The organism is Halopseudomonas formosensis (assembly GCF_900115905.1).
Taxonomy (GTDB): domain Bacteria; phylum Pseudomonadota; class Gammaproteobacteria; order Pseudomonadales; family Pseudomonadaceae; genus Halopseudomonas; species Halopseudomonas formosensis.
Genome location: NZ_FOYD01000001.1, coordinates 328,601 through 344,700 on the forward strand (window position 1 = coordinate 328,601; position 16,100 = coordinate 344,700).

The 16,100-nt window shown below is 62.5% G+C and carries 12 protein-coding genes; 11 read left to right on the top strand and 1 reads right to left on the bottom strand.

Annotated elements, in window-relative coordinates:
* The first annotated feature begins 36 nt into the window (after positions 1 to 36).
* Both ftsB and ispD read left to right on the top strand, forming a co-directional pair.
* A complete protein-coding gene (gene ftsB, locus BM046_RS01625) occupies positions 37 to 318 on the top strand; it encodes a cell division protein FtsB (RefSeq protein ID WP_090536310.1) in 282 nt (93 codons plus the stop codon).
* Positions 311 to 1,003, top strand: a complete 693-nt coding sequence (gene ispD / locus BM046_RS01630; protein WP_090536311.1) for a 2-C-methyl-D-erythritol 4-phosphate cytidylyltransferase — start codon at positions 311 to 313, stop codon at positions 1,001 to 1,003. Before ftsB ends, ispD begins: the two co-directional genes overlap by 8 nt.
* Before the next feature lie 45 nt (positions 1,004 to 1,048).
* Here ispD and BM046_RS01635 read toward each other — a convergent pair whose 3' ends face one another.
* Positions 1,049 to 2,131: a glutathione S-transferase family protein gene (locus BM046_RS01635; protein WP_090536313.1), complete on the bottom strand. Its 1,083-nt coding sequence runs from the start codon at positions 2,129 to 2,131 to the stop codon at positions 1,049 to 1,051.
* Positions 2,132 to 2,298: 167 nt separating this feature from the next.
* Here BM046_RS01635 and BM046_RS01640 point away from each other — a divergent pair, with 167 nt between their 5' ends.
* The 9 genes from BM046_RS01640 to BM046_RS16580 all read left to right on the top strand — a co-directional run bounded on the left by BM046_RS01640 (position 2,299) and on the right by BM046_RS16580 (position 16,033).
* Positions 2,299 to 3,039 carry a DUF2889 domain-containing protein gene (locus tag BM046_RS01640; RefSeq protein WP_177197761.1) on the top strand — a complete coding sequence of 247 codons (741 nt, stop codon included), beginning with the start codon at positions 2,299 to 2,301 and terminating at the stop codon, positions 3,037 to 3,039.
* Between the two features lie 92 nt (positions 3,040 to 3,131).
* Positions 3,132 to 5,330: an OsmC domain/YcaO domain-containing protein gene (locus BM046_RS01645; protein ID WP_090536316.1), complete on the top strand. Its 2,199-nt coding sequence runs from the start codon at positions 3,132 to 3,134 to the stop codon at positions 5,328 to 5,330.
* A gap of 102 nt (positions 5,331 to 5,432) precedes the next feature.
* Positions 5,433 to 7,535, top strand: a complete 2,103-nt coding sequence (locus BM046_RS01650) for a putative bifunctional diguanylate cyclase/phosphodiesterase (protein WP_090536318.1) — start codon at positions 5,433 to 5,435, stop codon at positions 7,533 to 7,535.
* Between the two features lie 73 nt (positions 7,536 to 7,608).
* Entirely contained in the window at positions 7,609 to 8,448 is an 840-nt protein-coding gene (locus BM046_RS01655; RefSeq protein ID WP_090536320.1) for a CvfB family protein, read from the top strand.
* Positions 8,449 to 8,640: 192 nt separating this feature from the next.
* A complete protein-coding gene (gene imuA / locus BM046_RS01660) occupies positions 8,641 to 9,249 on the top strand; it encodes a translesion DNA synthesis-associated protein ImuA (protein ID WP_090536321.1) in 609 nt (202 codons plus the stop codon).
* 5 nt (positions 9,250 to 9,254) lie between these two features.
* Positions 9,255 to 10,670 carry a Y-family DNA polymerase gene (locus BM046_RS01665; protein WP_090536323.1) on the top strand — a complete coding sequence of 472 codons (1,416 nt, stop codon included), beginning with the start codon at positions 9,255 to 9,257 and terminating at the stop codon, positions 10,668 to 10,670.
* On the top strand, positions 10,667 to 13,744 hold the full coding sequence (locus BM046_RS01670) for an error-prone DNA polymerase (protein ID WP_090536326.1): 3,078 nt from the start codon (positions 10,667 to 10,669) through the stop codon (positions 13,742 to 13,744). The genes BM046_RS01665 and BM046_RS01670 overlap by 4 nt, the downstream gene beginning before the upstream one ends.
* Before the next feature lie 404 nt (positions 13,745 to 14,148).
* Positions 14,149 to 15,579 (top strand): lipase chaperone, encoded by a 1,431-nt coding sequence (locus BM046_RS01675; RefSeq protein ID WP_090536328.1) that lies wholly within the window; start codon positions 14,149 to 14,151, stop codon positions 15,577 to 15,579.
* A 268-nt stretch (positions 15,580 to 15,847) separates the two neighbouring features.
* Positions 15,848 to 16,033 (top strand): NMCC_0638 family (lipo)protein, encoded by a 186-nt coding sequence (locus tag BM046_RS16580; RefSeq protein WP_407920427.1) that lies wholly within the window; start codon positions 15,848 to 15,850, stop codon positions 16,031 to 16,033.
* Positions 16,034 to 16,100: the final 67 nt, after the last annotated feature.

A 16,100-nucleotide genomic window follows, 5' to 3' on the forward strand; every position in this document is an offset into this window, starting at 1 on the left:
GCAGAGGGCGGGCTCCGGTCCGCCCCCAGGGAGAATCTGCGCTTGAAATGGCTCTGGGTAATATCGCTGGCCCTGCTCGCCGCCCTGCAGTATCGCCTGTGGGTCGGTGAAGGCAGTCTGGCGCATGTTGCCCAGCTCAAGCAGGAGATTGCCGAACAGCAGCGCGAGAACGAGAAGCTGCTGGAACGTAATCGCGTCCTGACCGCCGAAGTCATCGAGCTGAAGCAGGGGCTGGAGACCATCGAGGAACGTGCCCGTCACGAACTCGGCATGGTCAAGGAAGGCGAAACCCTGTTCCAGTTGAGTGGCGATGACTGACCCCCTCATTCCCTTCTGGGTGGTGATTCCTGCAGCGGGCGTCGGCTCGCGGATGCAGGCCGACCGCCCCAAGCAGTACCTGCCCCTTGCCGGGCGCGCCCTGATCGAACATACCCTGGATTGCTTCCTCGGCCAGCCCGGCCTGCGGGGTCTGGTGGTGTGCCTGTCCGTGGATGATGGCTGGTGGCCGGATCTGCCCTGTGCCAGCGATGAGCGCATCCAGCGCGCCGATGGCGGAAGGGAGCGGGCGGACTCGGTGCTCAGCGGGTTGGACCGGCTGGTCGAGCTGGGTGCCGATGACGCTGACTGGGTGCTGGTGCATGATGCCGCCCGGCCCAATCTGGCCGAGTCCGATCTGCACCGTCTGCTGGCAGAATTGCGTGACGACCCGGTTGGCGGCCTGCTGGCCGTTCCGGTACGCGATACCCTGAAAATGGTCGGCGCCGATGGCCGGGTGACCGCCACGCCGGACCGCTCCCAGTTCTGGCAGGCCTATACGCCGCAGATGTTCCGCCTCGGTGCCTTGCGCCGTGCGCTGGGCGAGGCACTGGCCGCCGGCGCCAATATCACCGATGAAGCCTCGGCCATCGAATGGGCAGGGCAGGCGCCACGGCTGATCGAAGGCCGGGCGGACAATATCAAGGTCACCCGCCCGGAAGACCTGGAATTTCTGCGCCGGCGTTGAGCTGGCTTTTTCTATCCAGCTGGCTGAAGCCGTACCTTCTCGGGTTCAGCCCCGCACCAGTCGGTTGTTCTCGCGGCGCACGCGCACCGGCAGGGGTGTCGCCAGAGCCGCTGCCGCCTGCTCGCCGAGCAGCGCGGTCACCGTCTGCCTTGCCTGATCATCCATCTCGGCGTAGTGGTCCAGCGCCCGCTGCCACATCCACAGGTTGTAGGGAAACACCAGCCGCTCCTCCTCGGTATCCCCCACGCGGTAGCGCAGGCTGCCGATGGCGCGGGGGATTTCCGGGGTATCCGGATTGGCGTCGGCCCACTGCTGCAGCTGGCGCGCCGTCTCCTGCAGCACCGGAACCTGCTCGGTGAACATGCGCTGCAGTACCGGCAGCAGGGTGAGGGGCAGCTCATCGTCAGGCAGGAAATCCCCGGCGGCGGGCGGATCTATCATCCGTTCCACCCAGGCTGCGACCTGGGGCGCCTTCTCGCGCATCAGCCGGCCCGAGGCCGGGTCCCGATAGAGGTGGGCATACAGGGGGCCGATCAGACCGTAATCGCCGATGCTGGGGCGACCACCCAGCAGGAAGTCGTGCTCGGCAAAGTGCCGGTCCAGTTCCGCGAGCAGCGCCAGATAGCTCTGCTCCAGCGCCGCCCGGGAGTGCGGGGTAACGCCGAGCCGGGGCAGGGCACCGGCGAAGGGGCCGGAGGCTTCCAGACCGGCCTGACACTGCTCCTCGGCGCTGGCCTCGGGCAGACGCACGCGACCGAATTCGGCAATGGCGAACTCCCGGTTCTCATCGATCATCCAGCGGTAGAGCATCGCCGGAATCACCAGCCATTCGTCACCGTAGATCTCCAGCAGCAGAGCGATCAGCTTCTGGCAGGGGCTGGTGGGGTAGATGGCGGGCTCGGGAAACTGCTGCTCCAGATGGTCGATGATCTCGGTGGAGTCCTGCAGTACCTGGTCCTGGGGGGTGACCAGCACCGGGATGTAGCGCACCCCGGTACGCGGAATGATCAGGTCGCGATAGACCTGGGGCGTGGCCAACTGCTCGGTGAAGGGGATGCCCTTGAACTGCAGATAGCTGCGTACCTTGCCGGTATAGAGGGAAACCGGCGCGCCGATCAACTGATACATGGATCATCCTGTGTTCTGATTGTAATGAGCGCGGACCCACGCTGTGATCGGGTATTTTCGGGCTAAATGATCTTTGTTGCCACACCCGAATGTGGGTAACCTGTCCACTGTCGAGACAGATCTGCCCAGGTCAAAGCCAAATACAAGAACAGCAGTCGGGGCTCAGCATGCCAGCATTGGATTCACCGCACGTCTTCTTCCGCCGCGTTATCTTCGATGTCACCGATACCCAGTGCCAGGTGGCCATGGAAGATGAGCATCACTATTTTGTCCTGACCCTGGGGCATGATGGGCAGCGTATTACCTCGGTCGACAGCACCGCCCGCCGCACCCCCTGGACCCTATGCCCCCAGGCCGCAGCCAGATTGCAGGAATTCGTCGGTCAGCCGCTGCGCCAGCGCATTGCGGTCAACCTGCCGGAGATCGATGCCAAGCAGCAGTGCACCCACCAGTACGACCTGCTCATGGTCGCTCTGGTCCAGGCGGCCAGGCCCGGCTACCGCGAATATGTCTCGCGGGTGGTGGGCGCCATGCATGAGTACCGCCACGCCGAACTCTGGCTGAATGACGAGAAGCTGCTCGACTGGCGGCTGCGCGGCACCGCCATTCACAGCAACGACCAGTTCGACCAGCAGGACCTGCGCAGCATCATGCCCTGGGCCGAGCAGACCCTGGACGACAGGCTGCTCGAAGCGCTCTATGTGCAGCGTCGCTCGGTCATGGTCGCCGCCAGCAAGGGCTTCAATCTGGACCTGATCAAGAATGCCGGGCAGGCCATGGCGGCTCGCGCCGGCGCCTGTTTCGTGTTCCAGCCGGAACGCGCGGAGCAGGCGATCCGGGTGATCGGCAGTACCCGTCAGGACGTAACCGGTCCGGAAGATCTGCTGGTGGACGTCGCCAGAAACTGAATCGCGGCCTGCCACCAGTCATTTAGCCGCGACCCGGGCGGCGAAAATCCGGATAATGGCCGGTCATTCTGTTCGCCCGCTCTGGTACCCGCATGGAAATCAAGGTCAACTTCCTCGACAACCTTCGTCTCGAGGCCAAATTCGACGACTTCACGGTAATCGCCGACCAGCCGATCCGCTACAAGGGCGATGGTTCGGCGCCCGGTCCCTTCGATTACTTCCTGGCCTCCTCGGCGCTCTGTGCGGCCTATTTCGTCAAGCTTTACTGCCAGACCCGTGGCATTCCCACGGAAAACATCCGCCTGGCGCAGAACAACATCGTCGATCCGGAGAACCGCTACCAGCAGACCTTCAAGATCCAGGTCGAGCTGCCCGAGGACATCTCCGAGAAGGACCGCCTGGGCATACTGCGCTCCATCGACCGCTGCACGGTGAAGAAGGTGGTACAGACAGGGCCGGAATTCATCATCGAGGTGGTGGAGAATCTGGATGCCGACGCCCAGGGCCTGCTGCTGGCGCCCTCGACGGACGCGCGCACCTGCATTCCCGGCAAGGACGTGCCGCTGGAGCAGACCATCGCCACCCTGTCCGGGCTGATCGCCGACATGGGCATGAAGATCGAGATCGCTTCCTGGCGCAACATAGTGCCCAACGTCTGGTCCCTGCACCTGCGCGACGCCCACTCCCAGATGTGCTTCACCAACGGCAAGGGCGCGACCAAGGAAAGCGCCCTGGCCTCGGCGCTGGGCGAGTTCATCGAGCGGCTGAACTGCAACTTCTTCTACAACGACCAGTACTGGGGTCCGGAACTGGCCAATGCCGACTTCGTGCATTACCCCGAGGAGCGCTGGTTCCAGCCGGGCCCCGACGGCGAGCTGCCGGAGGAGATCCTCGACGAGCACTGCCTGGCCATCTACAACCCCGAGGGCGAGCTGCTCGGCACCCATCTGTATGACACCAATTCGGGCAATGTCGAGCGCGGCATCTGCTCGCTGCCCTACGTCCGCCAGTCCGACGGCGAGGTGGTGTACTTCCCCTCCAACCTGATCGAGAACCTGTATCTGAGCAACGGCATGGCCGCCGGCAACACCCTGGCCGAGGCGCAGGTGCAGTGCCTGTCGGAGATCTTCGAGCGGGCGGTGAAGCGGGAGATCATCGAGGGCGAGCTGGCGCTGCCGGATGTGCCCCAGGCGGTGCTGGAACGGTATCCGGGCATTCTGGCCGGCATCCGCGCACTGGAGGAGCAGGGCTTCCCGGTGCTGGTCAAGGATGCTTCCCTCGGTGGCCAGTTCCCGGTCATGTGTGTAACCCTGATGAACCCGCGCACCGGTGGCGTGTTCGCCTCCTTCGGTGCACACCCCAACTTCGAGGTGGCGCTGGAGCGCAGCCTGACCGAGCTGCTGCAGGGGCGCAGCTTCGAAGGCCTGAACGACCTGGCCAGACCTACCTTCGAGAGCCAGGCAGTCACCGAGCCCAACAACTATGTCGAGCATTTCATCGACTCAAGCGGGGTGATCTCCTGGCGCTTCTTCAGCAGCCGCGCCGACTACGAATTCGTCGACTGGGACTTCACCGACGGCGGCTGCCTCAGCAATGCGGAAATGGCCGATGAGTTGCTGGGCATCCTCGCGGAAATGGGCCACGAGGTGTACATGGCGGTGTACCGGCATCTCGGTGGCACGGCCTGCCGCATCCTGGTGCCAGGCTATTCCGAGGTCTACCCGGTGGACGACCTGATCTGGGACAACACCAACAAGGCGCTGTACTTCCGTGAGGACATCCTCAATCTGCACCGGCTCGATGACGAGCAGCTGCAGAGTCTGGTGGACCGTCTGGAAGAGAGTGAGCTGGACCACTACGGCGACATCATCACCCTGATCGGCGTCGAGTTCGACGAGAACACCGTCTGGGGTCAGCTGACCATCCTCGAGCTGAAGCTGCTGATCCATCTGGCGCTGGGCAACCTGGAACCCGCCCTGGAGCTGGTCGAGGAATTCCTGCAGTACAACGACAATACCGTCGAACGCGGCCTGTTCTATCAGGCCATGCAGGCCGTCCTGGAGGTGGTGCTGGATGACGAGCTGGAGCTGGAGGACTTCGAACCCAACTTCCGCCGCATGTTCGGCGACGAGCGCATGGATGCCGTGATCGGCTCGGTGCAGGGCAGTGTCCGCTTCCACGGCCTGACCCCCACCAGCATGAACCTGGAGGGTCTGGAGCGGCACCAGCGCATGATCGACAGCCTGAAGAAGTTGCACAGAACGCGCGCCAGAGCGGCCATGCAGGCTTGAATCAATAGTAGCGAAGCGCTACTTTTAGGAAAAATAACGAGAAAAGGCCATGGAATCTGCCCGTTTTTATCTCCGACTCCCTCTGCACGCCGAGTTGTCGGCATGAGTGCCGGTCAGGCGGGCGGTGACCAGGCTTTCATCGCTTTCATCCAGCAGTTGCCCATTGCCTGCATCCTGACCCGCCTCAGTGACAGTGCTGTGGTGGCGACCAACCCCTCGTTCGACAAGCTGTTCGGCTGGCCGAAAGAGATGATCCTGGAGAGCAGAACGGCAGCGCTGCCGCTGTGGTTGTCCGAAGAGCAGCGTTCGGCGTTCTTTCATGATCTCAACCTGATGGGCAGCCTGCGCCAGTCCCAGGCCAGCTTCCGCTGCAGCGATGGCGGCGTCCTGCCCTGTCTGGTGTACGTCGAACAGCTGACTGTGGCGGGCGAGCTCTGCCGTCTGTCGATGATCCATGACATTTCCGATCGGATAAAGGCCGAGGAAGCACTCAGGCGCAGCGAAGCCAAGTTCACTGCGCTGTTCATGGACTCCCCCGAACCCTACCTGCTGTTCGACAAGGACAACGCCAGAATCACCGAGATCAACCGGCGCTTTACCGAGGTGTTCGGCTATACCGTCGAGGATGCCATCGGCAAGACCGCCCTCGAGCTGGGCTTGTGGCGCTATCCCGAGCGGCGGCCGGCGATTATCGAGAAACTCGTGCGCAACCGCTGCCTGCGCGCCGAGCCGGTGGACTTCGTGACTCGGGATGGGCGCATCCTCAACTGCGAAGTTTCCAGCAACTTCGTCCGGGTGGGCGAGGACCGCTGCACCCTGTCCTGCTTCAAGGACGTGACCGAGCAGGTCACCATCGAAGGGCGCATCAAGCACCAGGCCTACCATGATCCCCTGACCGACCTGCCCAACCGCCTCTTGCTGCAGGACCGCCTGCAGCAGCATCTGGCGCTGGACGAGCGGCATGGCCTGCGCTTTGCAGTGCTGTTCTTCGATCTGGATCACTTCAAGCGCATCAACGACTCCCTCGGCCACGGCCTGGGGGATGCGGTGCTGCGCGAGGCCAGTCGGCGCCTGTGTCAGGGCGTGCGCAAGACCGATACCGTGGCCCGGCTGGGCGGCGATGAATTCGTGGTGGTGCTCGCCGGTCTGAGCGGCAACCGGGAGCAGATCACCGAGCAGGTCAGGAACCATGCCCTGGCCCTGCTGGAAACACTCTCCGCCCCCATGCGGGTGGAAGGCCACGCCCTGCAGCTTGGTTGCAGCATCGGTATTGCCCTGTCCGGTGAGCACGGCAGCACCCCGGAGGATCTGCTCAAGCACGCCGACACCGCGCTGTATGGGGTCAAGGCCAGCGGGCGCAACGGCATCGCCTTCTTCGAGCCGCAGATGCAGCTGGACGTCAGCCGCCGCCTGCGAGTGGAGAACGACCTGCGTAGCGCGCTGCAGCAGAGCGCCTTCCGCCTGCACTATCAGCCGCAGATCGACGCTCACCAGCAGCGTATTCTCGGCGCCGAAGCCCTGCTGCGCTGGGAGCATCCCGAGAAAGGTCTGGTCAGCCCGGGGTGCTTCATGTCCGTGCTGGAAGAAAGCGGCATGATTCTGGAGGTGGGCTCCTGGGTGCTGGAGGAGGCCTGCCGCTTCATGGCCAGGCTGATCAAGGAGCAGCTGATCGATGTGGGCGAATTCAGCCTCAGCATCAATATCAGCCCCCGGCAGTTCCGCCAGGCCGACTTTGTTGCCCGCGTAGGCGCAGCCATGGCCGCCCATCAGATTCCTGCCCGCTGCCTGCAACTGGAAATCACCGAAGGCATGGTCATCCACGACATCAACGACACCGTGGCCAAGATGCACGAGCTGCGCAGCATGGGCCTGAGCTTCGCGATTGACGACTTCGGTACCGGCTATTCCTCACTCAGCTATCTGAAGCGCCTGCCGGTGGATCAGCTGAAGATCGACCAGTCCTTTGTGCGTGACTGCACGGTGGACAGTCATGATGCCGAGATCATCCGCGCCATCATCGCCATGGGCCGCAGTCTGAACCTGAAACTGGTGGCCGAGGGCGTGGAAACGGCGGATCAGCTCGACTTCCTGCGGCAGCAGGGCTGCCACGCCTATCAGGGTTTTCTGTTCAGTGCGGCGGTGGATGATGAGTCCCTGAGTGCACTGCTCCGGCGCAGCCGGGAGTCCGTCACCCCCCCGCAGTGATTGGTCTGGTCAGGGCCACTCTATATACTGGCGGCCTCTCCGGCACGACCGGGTCAGCAAGGCGGGCAAGGGCATGGCACTGATTGGACGAATGAACACACTCGAGGTGCTCAAGCACACGGACTTCGGCCTCTATCTGGATGGCGGCATGGAAGGGGAGATCCTCCTGCCCCGGCGCTACATCCCGAGGGACACGCCGAGCGAGGTGGGCGACTGGCTCAATGTGTTCGTCTACTTCGACAGCGACGACCGGCTGATCGCCACCACCCTCAAACCCAAGGTCATGGTCGGCGGCTTCGCCAGCCTCAAGGTGGTGGATATCAACCGCACCGGCCTGTTCCTCGACTGGGGCCTGCCCAAGGACCTGCTGCTGCCGCACTCCGAAGAGAAACGCCCGCTGCAGGTAGGCGACTACTGCGTGGTTCACGTCTATCTGGACAAGCACAGCAAGCGGCTGGTGGCCACCGCCCGGCTGGACCGCTACCTGGACCAGAAGCCGGCCCGCTACAAGGTCGGGGAAGAGGTGGATCTGCTGATTGCCGAGGTCACCGATCTGGGCTTCAAGGCCATCATCAACAACGCCCACTGGGGACTGATTCACAAGAACGAAGCCTTCAAGTTCCTGCGCCGGGGCATGCGCGAGAAGGGCTACATACGCGAGATCCGCCCCGACGGCAAGATCAACCTCAGCCTGCAGCCGGTCGGTCGCCATGCCGCCAGCGCCCTGGAGCAGCAGATTATCGATCGCCTGCGCGAACAGGGCGGCAAGCTGGCGCTGAGCGACAAGAGCCCGCCGCAACTCATCACCGCCGAGTTCGGCGTCAGCAAGGCCAACTTCAAGAAGGCCATCGGCGGCCTGTACAAGCAGGGTCTGATCCGCATCCACCCGGATCATATCGAACTGGCGGACTGAGCCCGCTATGGGAAGGACGGGCACCAGCTCGTCCTGTCTGTCACAGCCATCCATCCGGCACCTCCGCTCCGGGATTGACCAGACATTATCCAGTGAATAAGCTGTATGCCTATACAGTAATTCGGTGTCTGTCATGCGCGGCCCAGCTTTCCCATCCTCCATTCCAACCGGCTCCGAACCGGAGCGGCAGCCATGAGCGCCGTGGTGTCCCTGGACGCCCTGCTGCAGCAGCGGCGGGTGTGGAAGGGCGGTGCGGATATTGCCGCGGCGCCGGCCCAGCCCACCGGGCATGCGCAACTGGATGCCGTGCTGCCCGGCGGCGGCTGGCCCGAGGCGGCCCTGAGCGAACTGCTGCTGGCCCACCCCGGCAGTGGCGAACTGCAGCTGCTGTGGCCGACCCTGGCCCGCCTGACCCGGGCACGGGAACGGGTAGTGCTGGTGGCGCCGCCCTTCATTCCCTTTGCGCCGGCCTGGCTGCAGGCCGGGGTCGATCTGCGCTGGCTGGTACTGGTGCAGGCCAGCGAGAAGGAAGCCCTGTGGGCGGCCGAGCAGTGCCTGCGTTCCGGCAGTTGCGCCGCCGTACTGTGCTGGCCCCAGCGGATCAATGACCGCGGCCTGCGCCGCCTGCAGCTGGCCGCTGCCACCGGCGAGTCCCTGGGGTTTGCCTGCCGCTCCTTGCGCGAGGCGGACAACCCGTCCCCCGCCGCCCTGCGCCTGGCGCTGGATGCCTGGCCGCGGCAGGTCCGGGTGCTCAAGAGTCGAGGTGCCATGCCGGCAGCCCGCCCCCTGGCGCTGGGTTAGCCGCCATGCGCTGGGCCTGCATACTGCTGACCCGGCTGGCCCTGGATGGGGTGCAGCGCGGGCGCGATGACGCCGATGCGCCCCTGGTGCTGGTATCCGGGCATGTGCCGCGCCGCCTGATCCGGGCAGTCAATGCCCAGGCCAGGGCCCTGGGCCTGCGGCCGGGCATGAGCCTGACCGCCGCCCAGACTCTGGTCACCGACTTTGCCGTGGCCGAATACGATGAACAGCAGATCAGCCACTGGCAGCACTTTCTCGCCGCCTGGGCCTACCGCTACAGCTCCCATGTCAGTCTGGATTATCCCCATGCGTTGCTGCTGGAGGTCGAATCCAGCCTGGGACTGTTCGGCCCCTGGCCGCGCTTCGAGCAGCGCCTGCGGGAGGATCTGACCGGGCTGGGCTTTCAGCACCGCATAGTGCTGGCCCCCAACCCCGCCGCTGCCCGGGCGCTGACCAATGTGCACGATGGGCTGGCGGTCATGGACAGCCTGGCCCTGCGCGAGCATATCCAGCGCCTGCCGATCCAGCGCAGCGGCCTGGATGCCCAGAGCGTGGCCACACTGTCGCGCATGGGGCTCAAACAGCTGGGGCAGATACTCCGCCTGCCACGGGATACCCTGGCCCGACGCTTCCCCGCCGAGGTGCTGGCCCATCTCGACCGGCTGCTCGGCGTGCTGCCGGTGGCGCTGGGCAGTTACCAGCCGGCGGACGAGTTTGTTGCCCGCATCGAATTCAACTTCGAGGTCGACTCCCACCAGGCTCTGCTGTTTCCCATCCGCCGCCTGCTGCTGGACCTGCAGGCCTTTCTGGCCGGGCGGGACTGCAGCGTGCAGCGCTTCGAGCTGACCCTTGAACACCGGGATCACGAGCCGACCTGTCTGCCCATCGGCCTGCTCAGTGCCGAGCGCGATGCCCAGCAGCTGTTCGAGGTCACCCGCAGCCGGCTGGAGCAACTGCAGCTCCCCGAACCCGTGCTGGCGGTAAGACTGCGCGCCAGTGATCTGCCGGCCTTCACCCCCAAGCCGGTCTCGCTGCTGGAGGAACGGCCACCACCGGTTCAGCCCTGGGATCAGCTGCGCGAACGACTCCGGGCACGTCTGGGCGACGAGGCCATCCACGGTCTGGTCGCAGTGGCCGATCACAGGCCCGAATGCGCCTGGCGGCGGGACACCGAGGGCGCCGGCATGCCGCCCGCACAGCTCGGCAAGCGCCCCGGCTGGCTGCTGGCAGAACCCGAGCCCCTGAACGAGCTGGTGCCGGAGATCCTCGCCGGGCCAGAGCGCATCGAATCCGGCTGGTGGGACGGGGCAGACCGCCGTCGCGACTACTACGTGGTGCGCACCCGGGATGGGCGGCTGGCCTGGGTCTGGCAGGCGGTGGACGGGCAGGGCCCCTGGATGCTGCACGGGTGGTTCGCATGACAGCCGACTACGCCGAACTGCATTGCCTGAGCAACTTCAGCTTCCAGCGGGGCGCCTCCAGCGCCGACGAGCTCTTTGCCCGTGCCAGACAGCACGGCTATCAGGCCCTGGCCATTACCGACGAGTGCACCCTGGCGGGCATAGTTCGCGCCTGGGAGGCATCCAAGGCGCATGGCATTCCCCTGATTGTCGGCAGCGAAATGCAGGTGGAGTCCGGCCCCAGGCTGGTCCTGCTGGCCGAGGACAAGACCGGCTACCAGCGCCTGTGCCAACTGATCACCAATGCCCGCCGCCGCACCGAGAAGGGCAGCTATCAACTGCTCAGGGACGATCTGGAAACCGACACCAGCGGCCTGCTGGCGCTCTGGCTGCCCGAGCCGGAGCCGGACCCGCAGCACGGCGAATGGCTCAGAACCCGCTTTGACCAGCGGCTGTGGCTGGCGGTCGAGCTGCACCACGGCCCGGATGACGCCCAAAGACTGGAGCAACTGCTCGGGCTGGTCCGCCAGCTGGAGATACCCGCCGTGGCCAGCGGCGATGTGCACATGCACGCCCGGGGCCGGCGGGCCCTGCAGGACACCCTGACCGCCATCCGCCATCACTGCACGCTGGAAGAGGCCGGCCACCGGCTGTTCCCCAATGGCGAACGACACCTGCGTCCGTTGCAGCAGCTGGCCCGGCTCTATCCCCCGGCACTGCTTCAGGCCACAGTGGAGATTGCCCGGCGCTGTCGCTTCGATCTGGGCGATCTGAAATACCAGTATCCCAGGGAGCTGGTACCCGCCGACCACACCCCATCCAGCTGGTTGCGCCACCTCACCGAGGAAGGCATCGCCTGGCGCTGGCCCCAGGGTATCTCCAGCGAACTGCGCGCCCAGCTCGACAAGGAGCTGACCCTGATCAGCGAGCTGGAATACGAAAGCTACTTCCTCACCGTGCACGACATCGTCCGCTTCGCTCGGGGGCAGGGCATCCTCTGCCAGGGCCGTGGCTCGGCCGCCAACTCGGCGGTGTGCTTTGCCCTGGGCATCACCGAAATCGACCCGGCCCGATCCAACCTGCTGTTCGAACGCTTCCTGTCCCGCGAGCGCAACGAACCGCCGGACATCGACGTGGACTTCGAGCATGAGCGTCGGGAAGAGGTCATCCAGTACATCTTCAACCGTTATGGCCGCCGCCGCGCGGCACTGGCCGCCGTGGTCAGCAGCTACCACGCCGCCGGCGCCATCCGCGATGTCGGCAAGGCCCTCGGTCTGCCGCCGGATCAGGTGGATGCCCTGGCCCGCTGCTGCAACCGCTGGAGCGACCGCATCCCCGATGCCCAGCGCCTGCGCGAAGCCGGGTTCGATCCGGACAGCCCCGTGCTGCACCGGGTGCTGACTCTGTGCGGGCAGCTGATCGGCTTCCCCCGGCACCTGTCCCAGCACCCCGGCGGCTTCGTCATCTCCGAGCAGCCGCTGGATACCCTGGTGCCGGTGGAAAACGCCGCCATGGAAGACCGCACCGTCATCCAGTGGGACAAGGACGATCTGGATGCGGTCGGCCTGCTCAAGGTGGATGTGCTGGCGCTGGGCATGCTCACCGCGCTGCGCCGCTGCTTCGATCTGGTCCGCCATTACCGCGGCCGGGAACTGACCCTGGCCACCATCCCCGCCGGGGATGAGCCGACCTACAGCATGATCAGCCAGGCCGACACCATAGGCGTCTTCCAGATCGAATCCCGGGCGCAGATGAGCATGCTGCCCAGGCTGCGACCCAGACGGTTCTACGATTTGGTGATCGAAGTGGCCATCGTCCGCCCCGGCCCGATCCAGGGCGACATGGTGCACCCCTACTTGCGCCGCCGAAACGGCGAAGAGGAGGTCAGCTATCCATCCCCCGCGCTGAAAAAAGTGCTGGAGCGTACCCTCGGCGTCCCCCTGTTTCAGGAGCAGGTCATGGAAATTGCCATAGTCGCCGCCGGCTACAGCGCCGGCGAAGCCGACCAGCTGCGCCGCTCCATGGCCGCCTGGAAGCGCAAGGGCGGGCTGGAGCCGCACCGGGACAAACTCACCCAGGGCATGCTTGAGCGCGGCTATACGAGGGAGTTTGCCGAACGCCTGTTCGAGCAGATCAAGGGCTTTGGCGACTACGGCTTCCCTGAATCCCACGCCGCCAGCTTCGCCCTGCTCACCTACGCCAGCAGCTGGCTCAAATGCCACGAACCGGCCGCCTTCGCCTGCGCCCTGATCAACAGCTGGCCCATGGGCTTCTACAGCCCCGATCAGATACTGCAGGACGCCCGCCGCCACGGCATCGAAACCTGGCCGGTAGACGTGCGCTACAGCGACTGGGACTGCACCCTGGAGCATGACCGCAAGGGCGAATACGGCATCCGCCTCGGCCTGCGCATGATTCGCGGCTTCCGCGAGGACGATGCCCACAGGCTGGTTGCAACCAGACAACGGCAGGGCTTCACATCAGTAGAGGAGCTGGCCCTGCGCAGCCAACTCAGCCGCCGGGCCATGGAACTGCTCGCCGACGCCGGCGCCCTGCGCGGCCTCGCCGGCCACCGCCACCAGGCCCGCTGGGCCGTCGCCGGCGTACAGGAACCACTGCCCCTGTTTACCGAAGCACCAACCCAGGCAGAGCAGGGCGTAGCCCTGCCCCTGCCCAGCATCGGCGAAAACCTGATGGCCGATTACGCCCTGGTCGGCACCACCATGGGCCCACACCCCCTGCGCCTGCTGCGCAGCCAGCTCAAGGCCAGAGGCTGCCGCAGCTCAAAACAGCTCAAACAGATGAAAGACAACACCTACGTCAAGGTCGCAGGCCTGGTCACCGGCCGCCAACGCCCCGGCACCGCCAGCGGCGTCACCTTTGTCACCCTCGAAGACGAACACGGCATGATCAACGTCGTCGTCTGGCGCACATTAGCCGAACGCCAGAGAAAGGAACTGGTGCACTCACAACTGCTGCAAGTGCAAGGCAAGCTCGAACACAAGGAAGGCATCCGCCATCTCATCGCCAGCAGACTGACTGACCTCACCCCCATGCTGCAGGGGCTGGATACAAGAAGCCGGGATTTCCACTGACAGATGAACCGGCTTTTCACTGGTAGCCATGCGCCATAATTTTGCTTATGGTGGGGCAAAGGCAAAGGAGTGCGGTTATCCCCGCCCAGAGGCAAGGACAGCCATCAGTCTCTCCGAATTTGATAAGCCACCCAGGCCATGCCCGCCGAAAAGGGTAGGGCGGTAGCGTGCCTGGGGAGTGGCTTTATCCGGTTGTGATGGATTATGAGCGCAGTCAAGCGAGTACGAGTGAATTTGGCTTGGTCTTTGTAATGCTTTGATGTTTATGGCTTTTATGGTCGGTGTGATTCTGGCTGAACCGGAGTTATGCCGCAGTCATTGTTATGTATTAGTGCCGCGTGCGGTCTAATCACTGTTAGATGGACCAAGCATCCGACACCGTGGGCTAACCGAAAGGAAAAGAAATGTCTGATATCGTCACGAAGAACACACATGTGGAGCTGATTGATCCACAGGCGCAGAGAGTTGTAGATTTCTTAGAGCAGATTGGCCTTCCTGCTGATAACATCATCGCAGAGCAATCTGAAAGAGCGATTATTGGCCAAAATCTACCCGCCTATATCGCATCCTTGCCCCAAGAAATTAAGAGAGACGCTCGTTATTTGTCAAAGTTTGTCGTGGGTGCTGGCTTCGGGTTGTTCGACTACTCTTTAAACGCCATTTGGAATGAAGTGGTCCTCGACCTCCGAAAGAAGGCTATCGCCTATGGTATTGATATTTTCTTTGACTCTGCTGTTGGCGGTGGTAAAAATCGAGAATTCTATAAAACAGAAGACGATCTTGGATCGTTAAAAGATGCGGTTCTTCTGGATACCTGTCGCAAGCTTGAGCTAATCTCGGATACCACCTATAAGAAGCTCAAGCATATTCTGGATATGAGAAATGACATCGGAATTTCTCATCCGACAAACTACACGATCAATGCGTTCGAGCTTCTTGGATGGCTACAAACCTGCATTCAAGACGTGCTGAATGATCGCCCCACTGAAGCTGCTCTACAAGTACAGGCGTTCATAAGAAATCTCAAGTCGCATACAGATCCAATCGACGAAGCAACAAAACGAACCATCGAAAGCAAAATTTCCGAGCTTCCAAGTCATCACGTTGCAAGCATACTTCGCACAACGTTCGGAATTTACGTATCCCCAGATACTGACCCACAGGTTAGAAAAAACATTTCCCTTATTGCTCCAGCGATATGGGGAAATTGTATTGACGAGCCAAAATACAAACTTGGGCTCATTCTGGAGGGGTACAACACCAATCTCCATCGCGAAAAATATGAACTTGGTGAGCAATTCTTTCAGGTTATCGGCGGGAATCCGTTCCGCTCGCCAAGTGAACGGGCTGTAATTGTTGACACCCTTTTAGATCAATTGCTTGAAAAGCATAATGGCTGGGACAACTTCCATCATGAAGCGCCGGTTGCAGACTCTCTGGCATCTTACATACAGGAGCAAAACGATATTCTTCCAAACAATGCCGAGAAATTAGTCAAGGTAATAATGATGTGTAGAATTGGCAGAGGCGTCACGTATTGTAATGGCGTTTCGCCTAGAGGTAAGGACTATTACGACTATATATTGTCAAAACTGGGTGACAAATATACACCACATGCAATGGCCATTCTTACACATTATGAAATTCAGAGGAAGTTAGAAGCTCCTGTGTGCAGGGCTCAAGCGAAACAAGCGTTAGAAACGATCAAGCAAAGCGTCGTAAATGCGAGATTGATTGAATGCCTCGATTACTTGATATCGAAAATCGAAGACAATGGAAAGTGCGTCTTGGATAGCGATTTCAAGAAACTTTCAGCGCAGTACATCAATTGGTAATCATCTAACAAACGCAAGCACTCGGACAGAACTACGCTTAGCTCCGTTCTGCCGGTGTTGCGGGCGTTATACGAAAAAGGGATTGAGCGAGATATGAAAACTCGGCTGCTGACGATTCCGTTTGCACTCTTCTTCCGCGACATTATTGAACGTCCAGACACGGCATTCTGGGCTGAATGAGCACATGACATCCATGCTTCCGGTTCTGGCCGGTCGCAAGGGGCAAGCCTGCCGGTCCCGGACAGGCATGGCACCTAAATACTGACCCCTGCAGGACGATACGAATTTCTGTGCAGTCCGTGGGCGCCGTGCGGATACCAAGGTTACGAAGGAACTGTTCATCAATCTTGTGGCCAACTCAGATGTACAGGCTCGCCCTAAGGTGGAAGTGATGCAGGTGACGCGCGAGCAGCGGCAGACCGAGTCCAATGGTGTGGTTGAGACCATCGCCTAAGTGGTCTGCTCCCTATGCACAGCGCAGGACGCTGTTCATGCTGTCTGTTGCTCCCTCCGCGACCGCC